7 protein-coding genes, 1 tRNA gene and 1 pseudogene are annotated in these 7,631 nt (G+C 35.3%); 4 read left to right on the top strand and 5 right to left on the bottom strand.

All coding sequences use genetic code 11. The annotated features are described in order from the left end of the window. Nucleotides 1-776: 776 nt before the first annotated feature. Nucleotides 777-2,297 carry a glycerol-3-phosphate dehydrogenase gene (gene glpD / locus ACFIKE_RS06665; protein ID WP_375648782.1) on the bottom strand — a complete coding sequence of 507 codons (1,521 nt, stop codon included), beginning with the start codon at nucleotides 2,295-2,297 and terminating at the stop codon, nucleotides 777-779. A gap of 344 nt (nucleotides 2,298-2,641) precedes the next feature. On the opposite strand from glpD, the gene ACFIKE_RS06660 reads away from it, so the two are divergent. The 4 genes from ACFIKE_RS06660 (at nucleotide 2,642) to ACFIKE_RS06645 (ending at nucleotide 5,907) form a co-directional block, all read left to right on the top strand. Beyond that, a complete protein-coding gene (locus ACFIKE_RS06660) occupies nucleotides 2,642-3,514 on the top strand; it encodes a DsbA family protein (RefSeq protein ID WP_375648780.1) in 873 nt (290 codons plus the stop codon). Nucleotides 3,515-3,756: 242 nt separating this feature from the next. Beyond that, complete coding sequence (gene accB / locus ACFIKE_RS06655; RefSeq protein ID WP_273787930.1) at nucleotides 3,757-4,254, top strand: acetyl-CoA carboxylase biotin carboxyl carrier protein; 498 nt, start codon at nucleotides 3,757-3,759, stop codon at nucleotides 4,252-4,254. A gap of 14 nt (nucleotides 4,255-4,268) precedes the next feature. Continuing rightward, nucleotides 4,269-5,627: an acetyl-CoA carboxylase biotin carboxylase subunit gene (gene accC, locus ACFIKE_RS06650; protein ID WP_375625732.1), complete on the top strand. Its 1,359-nt coding sequence runs from the start codon at nucleotides 4,269-4,271 to the stop codon at nucleotides 5,625-5,627. A gap of 204 nt (nucleotides 5,628-5,831) precedes the next feature. Then, nucleotides 5,832-5,907: transfer RNA gene (locus ACFIKE_RS06645), tRNA-Thr, on the top strand. Nucleotides 5,908-6,006: 99 nt separating this feature from the next. On the opposite strand, the gene ACFIKE_RS06640 is transcribed toward ACFIKE_RS06645, so the two are convergent. The 4 genes and pseudogenes from ACFIKE_RS06640 to ACFIKE_RS06625 all read right to left on the bottom strand — a co-directional run. Further along, a complete protein-coding gene (locus ACFIKE_RS06640) occupies nucleotides 6,007-6,210 on the bottom strand; it encodes an AlpA family transcriptional regulator (protein WP_005865986.1) in 204 nt (67 codons plus the stop codon). A 95-nt stretch (nucleotides 6,211-6,305) separates the two neighbouring features. Further along, on the bottom strand, nucleotides 6,306-6,794 hold the full coding sequence (locus ACFIKE_RS06635) for a DUF488 family protein (RefSeq protein WP_375648778.1): 489 nt from the start codon (nucleotides 6,792-6,794) through the stop codon (nucleotides 6,306-6,308). 69 nt (nucleotides 6,795-6,863) lie between these two features. Continuing rightward, nucleotides 6,864-7,487 (bottom strand): lambda exonuclease family protein, encoded by a 624-nt coding sequence (locus tag ACFIKE_RS06630; protein ID WP_375648775.1) that lies wholly within the window; start codon nucleotides 7,485-7,487, stop codon nucleotides 6,864-6,866. A 1-nt stretch (nucleotide 7,488) separates the two neighbouring features. Further along, a pseudogene (locus tag ACFIKE_RS06625) lies at nucleotides 7,489-7,631 on the bottom strand (recombinase); the annotation flags it as partial.

The following is a 7,631-nucleotide window of genomic DNA, read 5'->3' as shown; positions in this document are numbered from 1 at the left end:
ATGTCGGTCTGTCCAATCCAACATTGGTGCTACTGCAAATTTTACAGGCGATGGAAGGTTGTAAAATATCATGAGGGTATTACTCTCATATCCCTATAGCTCTCTCTTTATACATAGAAAAATACTTACTTTTAGTTTACGGAAAATTTTATTCTCTTACACTATCATGAGTATAATAACAGCCCATTATCTTCAATTGTTATAAAAGTTTACTACAATCAATCATGATAAAACACAATATGGCATTTCTCATAGATTATCGTTCAGGTATATAAACATGAAAAAAATTTTCACTATAATATAAAAAACTCATTTACAAGTTCTTCTTACGCTCATCAAGCCTCTATCCTTACATGATTTAGCACAGCGTTTAAGATAATAAACGATAAACTAAAACATTGTACAATTTTTCATAATAGATTTAATTTTCTTTAGATTTTTTTAAATTATTGTGCAAATAAACGCTACAGAAGATGCTTTTATCTTCTCCTCAAGAAAGAACAAAAATCCTTATTTTACACGCATATAATTATAAATCATTTTTTCTCAATGAGTAATTCTTGATAACATTCTTGGATTTCACTTTATAAGATAGATAAATTTTATCCTAAATATTCTATCTAATTTGCCATTTTATGATTCTTGCAAAAAAAAACTAAAATTAGGGTATAGACAATCATTGTCTTTTTAAGATGTATGACTGACACCAGTATTTCTTGAAGAAAATATTTTACAATATTGCAGATAAAATCTGTAAAATGAAATGATCATAAAGGTTATTCAGTCTCTTGTTGGCTTTGCATATAGGAAGAAAGAGTATCAACCTCTTGTTCATTAAATAGGAGACCAAGTTTCGAACGACGCCATAACACATCTTCACATGCTTTAGCCCATTCTTTTTCCATCAACCATTTTACTTCTACTTCATAAAGCCCATGTCCAAAATTTTTTCCTCTATTTTCCTTACCATGTGCAAATATCACTAATGCTTCCGTACCATAGGAGCGTGCAAGTCTGCGATGTGTAAAAGCATCTAAATCTGGCATCAAAAGAGCAATCTTATTTTCGATTATATCTAATTGATTATAGGGAAAATCGCCCCCTGGAAGTACTGTCTTAGCCGTCCATGATGCTCCCTTTTTACCAAGCGCTTTTTCAACAAATTTCATCGCATCTTCAGCCAACTTACGATAAGTTGTAATCTTTCCACCATAAAGATTAAGAATCTTTGGTGTTGTTCCTGTTCCCATTTCTTTTAAAACATAATCGCGCGTAATTTCTTGTGCTTTTGAAGCTCCATCATCATAGAGTGGACGAACTCCAGAGTAAGACCAGACAATTGTTTCAGGCAATACTGGTTGTATGAAATATTCACTAGCTGCTGCACAAATGTAATCAATTTCTGTATCAGTAATATGAACGTCAGCCGGATCTCCTTGATAATTACAATCTGTTGTTCCAAGCAAGGTAAATTCTTCTTGATACGGAATAGCAAATATAATACGCCCATCACCATTTTGAAAAATATAAGCACGATCATGAGTATAAAGCTTGGGAACCAAAATATGAGAACCTCTAACAAGTCGTACTGGTGGATGTTCATTATAGTCTAATATGCTTGCCAAAACATGATCAATCCAAGGTCCTGTCATATTCGCGACATAAGAAGCTGTGACACTATATTTTTTGCTACTTAACTTGTCTTGAAGAACGATACGCCATTTATTGTCTTCTTTTTTTAAAGAGAGAACTTCTGTTCGTACTTTTATATCAGCGCCCCATTTTTCTGCATCACGAGCATTGCCAATAACTAAACGCGCATCATCTACTCTTGCATCAGAATATTCAAAACCTCTCTGATATTCTTTCTTCAGTGTAGAGCGAAATTTTTTTGAAAAATTAATTGTTTTACTGCGCCATAATTTCTGATTCCAATTCCCTAAATAATCATAAATAAAAAGTCCAAAACGCAACATCCAAGCAGGGCGCAATTCTTTATGATAAGGAAGAAGAAAACGCAAAGGACGCACAATATGTGGAGCCATACGTAAAATGATCTCGCGTTCTTTCAATGCTTCACGAACAAGCTTGAACTCATAATGTTCAAGATAACGAAGCCCGCCATGAATAAGCTTTGTTGACGCACTTGAGGTCCCAGATGCAAGATCGTTCATTTCAGCCAATCCCACTTTAAATCCGCGTCCTGCTGCATCCCTTGCCAATCCACACCCGTTTATCCCTCCCCCAATGATAAACAGTTCATAATGTGTTGTGGTTTTCATAATTTCACTTTTCATTATTTAAGTTTGTTTCTCAGTACTCAATAAAGCAATAGGAAAAAATAATACAAGGGTTCTTCATTGTATTATCAACGTACTTTTTCCTAAAATAAACACGCACAAAAAGCTTTTGATACCCTTATACATCAAAACAACATTTGACAAATTAAAGAGAATTTTTTTATCTTTTACAAAAAATATCCTTGCCAAGCCAAGGTTCATCATATGAAGTCTTTTTAGAGAAAAATTGATGTTTTTTCTCACTCTTAAATACACACTATAGCTAAATGCTTTATTGCACATAGATAACGCTTTTCATATAGTTCACTCAATGACACACTAGGAAATGTGAAGGTACACAGATGACTCATCACTCTCAAAATTCGAAAATAACACCTCTTTCAAAAATTTTAGTCCCAGTTATGTCGAGTATTTTAATCTTTTCACCTTCTTTATCAAACGCAACATCACACTCAAAAACAGAAAATCATTTAAGCTTAGAAAAGCTTAAAACACAACTTTTGGAAGATTCTAGCTTTTTATCTAAGCTTAAAGAAAAAATGATACCACATACTGATTCTCATCATATTCAACAAATTGTCAGAGAGTACCTTCTTACTCATCCAGAAATTCTGATTGAAATGCAGCTTATTCTTCAAGATAAGCTGGAAAAACAGAATGAATACGAAAACAAAATACAAACTTCTGTCATCCATTTATTAGAAAAAGAAATTTTTCATTCTCCTCATGACGCCATTTTGGGAAACCCAAATGGTAAAAAAGTGCTTGTCAATTTTTTTGATTACAACTGTGGGTATTGTAAAAGTTCCTATTCACATATAGAAGACTTGATAAAAGAATATCCAGATTTAAAGGTTATTATTAAGGATTTACCAATTTTAAGCTCTGATTCTATGGCAGCCCATACTGTTGCCTACGCATTTCGAAAACAATTTCCAGAGAAATATCCTCAGTTTCACAAAACGCTTTTAATGTATCAGGGTCGCGCAAATGAAGCTAAAGCTATTAAAATAGCTGTTTCATTAGGAGCAGATGAAAAAAAACTACATAATGCAATAAAAGATCCCACTCTACAAAACGCTTTTAAAGAAAATATCCAAATTGCCTCTAAACTTCATATTACGGGAACACCTTCTTACATCATTGGTAATAAAATATTCATTGGCGCAGCCAGACAAGATACTCTAAAACAAGCGATAGACAATACACGGTGAATACCTAATTAGTTTTAGGAAGAATACTATAAGTGAGGTAATTTTATGCTTTCTCTTTTTTGATAACAGGCTTATAAGTGCAATTTTGCGTAAAGCAGATACGAGTTTTAAATTGCAAAGTATAATGATTTAAAGGAAATAAAAATCTTTAAAGCCTCAAAAGATGTCATCCCTAATCTAGAGATATTCGGTCATAAAATGAGATAATGACGATCTTCATTGATCAAGGAGTTAGAAATAAAATGGCAACAAAAAAAATGGATTCGGCAAAAACCGCAATTGATACGAAAATTATTCGTGATCTTGCTGAAATTTTGAATGATACCAATTTAACGAACATTGAAGTTGAACAAGGGGAGCTTCGTATTTGTGTCTCACGCCAAAATACCCTAACTTCTTCTGAGCAAGCAATCTATGCTCCTGTTTCTACTCCTACTTTTTCTGTAACATCTTCTCCAGTCCCAACAACTGAATCTCCTATACAATCTATCCAAGAAGATAAATCAAAAAACACAATAACCTCTCCGATGGTTGGAACAGCTTATCTTGCACCTTCACCAGGTGCACAACCTTTTGTAGAAGTAGGACAAAATGTTTCTGAAGGAGAGACATTACTTATTATTGAAGCCATGAAAACAATGAATCAAATTTCATCACCACGCTCAGGCACGGTAACCACTGTTCTTGTCAAAGATGGCCAACCTGTTGAATTTGGTGAACCACTTATTATTGTTGAATAAAGCGAGGGGCAACCATGATTCGAAAAATCCTCATTGCTAATCGGGGAGAAATTGCTCTTCGCGTTTTACGTGCATGTAAAGAACTTGGCATAAAAACCGTGGCTGTTCACTCTACCGCTGATGCAGATGCAATGCATGTTCGTCTTGCTGACGAAAGTGTTTGTATTGGCCCTCCTCCCGCTCGCGATTCTTATTTGAGTATTCAGCAAATTATTGCTGCTTGTGAAATTACAGGAGCTGATGCTGTTCATCCAGGTTATGGCTTTCTTTCTGAAAATGCAAAATTTGCAGATGTTCTAGAAGCCCATGATATTACATTCATCGGTCCAACAGCTACTCATATCCGAATCATGGGCGATAAAATCGAAGCAAAGAAAACCGCCAAAAAACTTGGTATTCCTGTAGTTCCCGGTTCAGATGGAGCAGTCACTGAAGAATCTGATGCTTTACGCACCGCTCGTGAAATTGGTTATCCCGTTATTATCAAAGCTTCTGCCGGTGGTGGCGGACGTGGTATGAAAGTCGTTCATTCTGAACAAGAATTTTCTATAGCTCTCAAAACAACGCGTTCAGAAGCGAAAGCTGCTTTTGGTGATGACGCTGTTTACATAGAGAAATATTTAGAAAAACCCCGTCATATCGAAATTCAAGTCATAGGTGATGGTGCGGGAAATGCTATTCATTTAGGAGAACGCGATTGTTCACTGCAACGACGGCATCAAAAAGTATGGGAAGAAGCTACATCACCTGCACTTAGTGAAACTGAACGAAAAAAAATTGGTAGTATTGTTGCAAATGCCTGTGCCCAACTTGGATATCGTGGAGCTGGTACTATTGAATTTCTTTATGAAAATGGCGAATTTTATTTTATCGAAATGAATACGCGTTTACAAGTCGAACATCCTGTAACTGAAGCAATTACAGGTATAGATTTAGTCCATGAACAAATCCATATTGCATCAGGCTGCAAGCTTTCAGTGACACAAGATGATGTCTGTTTTTCTGGTCATGCCATTGAATGCCGTATTAATGCAGAAGATCCTATTAACTTTACGCCATCACCTGGAACCATTACACATTTTCATACACCTGGAGGTTTAGGGATTCGTGTTGATTCAGGTGCTTATTCAGGTTACCGTATCCCTCCTTATTATGATAGTATGATTGGAAAACTGATTGTTCATGGGCGTACCCGTTTAGAATGTATGATGCGTTTACGGCGTGCTTTAGATGAATTTGTCGTGGATGGAATAAAAACTACACTACCTCTTTTTCGCGATCTTATTAATAATCAAGATGTTGCTGATGGTAATTATAATATTCACTGGCTAGAAAAATACCTTTCTCATCAATCAAAGTCTTCAGATTCGTAATTCGATAGCAAAATGTTGATATCTTATAAAAGAGTCTATAAGATATCAACATAAGGATAATTCCAATCTTGCTGTAAAAAGTGGTAAAAGAGGAAATAAGTTGGTTATTTTTTATTTGTTATATAGTTTTCTTTTAATATGTACAAAATTTGATAATTTTCTGTTTTCCTTTTTGTGAGTTTGTGCTAACTCCTACATGGTTACGCCCTTATAGCTCAGTTGGTAGAGCACCTGATTTGTAATCAGGGGGTCGGGAGTTCGAGTCTCTCTGGGGGCACCATTTTACATCTTCAACATATTGAAATATATAGATTTTTTCTTTAAATAGCCATTTTCAGATCACCTTTTAGACCACCTTCTACAGTTTATATAATTTTACCTAATTTGTTCTTATTTGCTCCTTATTTTTCTTTGGAGTGAAGGCTAAGATCTCTTTTTTTCTCCATCTCACTGCTCTCCCTAGCTTATATGGCTCCGGAAACAACCCCTGAAGCACCCAATTGCGAATCGTTGTTGTGGATACACTAAAAAGCTGTGCACACTCACGTGTCGTTACATATCTATCTCCATCATCAAATATCATCTCATTACCTTTCTCTTTTTTATGTTAATTAAATGGGTGGGGGGCTGGAAGGCATGTGAAGCACTCCAACTTTTAAAAATCTGCAAGTTTATTTTTTAGATGTGTTCAATTTCATATTTCCAATCAGGCAATTGAGTAAGAGCTAATGCGAGTTGTCCTCTATGGCACATGCATACATTGGCTTCAAAACAGGTGATTGCAACACGCTTTTTATTTAAAAAAATTTGATATAATTTATTTATTGCACAAGAATTATTCTTGAGAGTTGTATTTTGATAATCTTCAAAAAGGCGGTCATAATCTTTTTGTGTTTTCAGATTTCTTCGTTTTTCAGAAGCAATTCCAAGTTCAGGCATATGCATATATTCAATATCAATATTGCTTACAGCTTTCTCTAATTGTCTTTTCGAAAATCCGTGTTTTCTACTTATTGGATTTTTACGAACATCACATAAAGTTTTGATATTGTTTTCTATGAGACTCTTAAGATAATTCTCAAGGGACTTACCTTCATAGCCAATGGTAAAAAAACAAAATTCCTCAACTTTAGCAGGCTGTATGATAATATGTTTGGTGTTACACACGTTTAATTTCCTTAGTAAATGGGTGGGGGTGCTTAAGCAAGAGGAGAAGGAGAGAGCACCCCCATAGGTTTAAGCAGCTTTTGCCAAAATCTTTTGCATCTCTTTTTCTATTTCCCCTAAAAAGATTTCGACCGCTTTATTGATCTCTTCAATGTGTTTCTCATCACGGTTGACGCGTTTGACTTTCATTCTCAAACCAGTAGATTTGCCTACAAAATTTGGATTATAGCTCATGAAATCACACCATTTGCGTCCTGTGCATGCCATTTGGAATTGCATTTGTGCGTGATATTCTGGTTTGATTTCGTCATACATAAAAAAACGAAGATGAGTTGTTGATTGTGGACATTTGACTTCGATTAAACCGTCCTCTCCAATGAACCCATCAGGACTTGCACCCGCCATTTTCATTTTTGGGTGTGGGATAAACCCGCATCTTGTGACTTCTGCGTCATAAATGAATTCATATTCTCTTAAGGCATTCTCTTCATATGCAACGCCCCATTGCATAGCAGGTGTTGTATAAGATTGGCTTATTCCCTCTATTAAGCGTTCTGTCATGAGTTTCGTTTTGTAGTCTTCATATTTGCTTGTAGGCAAACCTTTTGCTGTCTTACTGAGTACGTTGTAAACGTTTGAAGCAGTGACTTTTCCTAGCCTTGCTTGAAACCATTCTGCTGTTCTTTGCTCCATTTCACACCGCCGTTTGTTGTTGAGTTGGTGCATATTCAATATCTTGTATAGGTGCATCTAATTGCTCTTGTTGTGCTTTTTTCATTTGTGAACGTTGCTTTTTTTTCAAAGAAAACAAAGCGATTTGAGCTTGTTTATAAGACA

Source organism: Bartonella sp. MU70NMGDW (assembly GCF_042194085.1).
GTDB lineage: Bacteria > Pseudomonadota > Alphaproteobacteria > Rhizobiales > Rhizobiaceae > Bartonella > Bartonella grahamii.
Note: the sequence above shows the minus strand (reverse complement) of the source record. Positions and strands in the feature narration are given on the sequence as shown.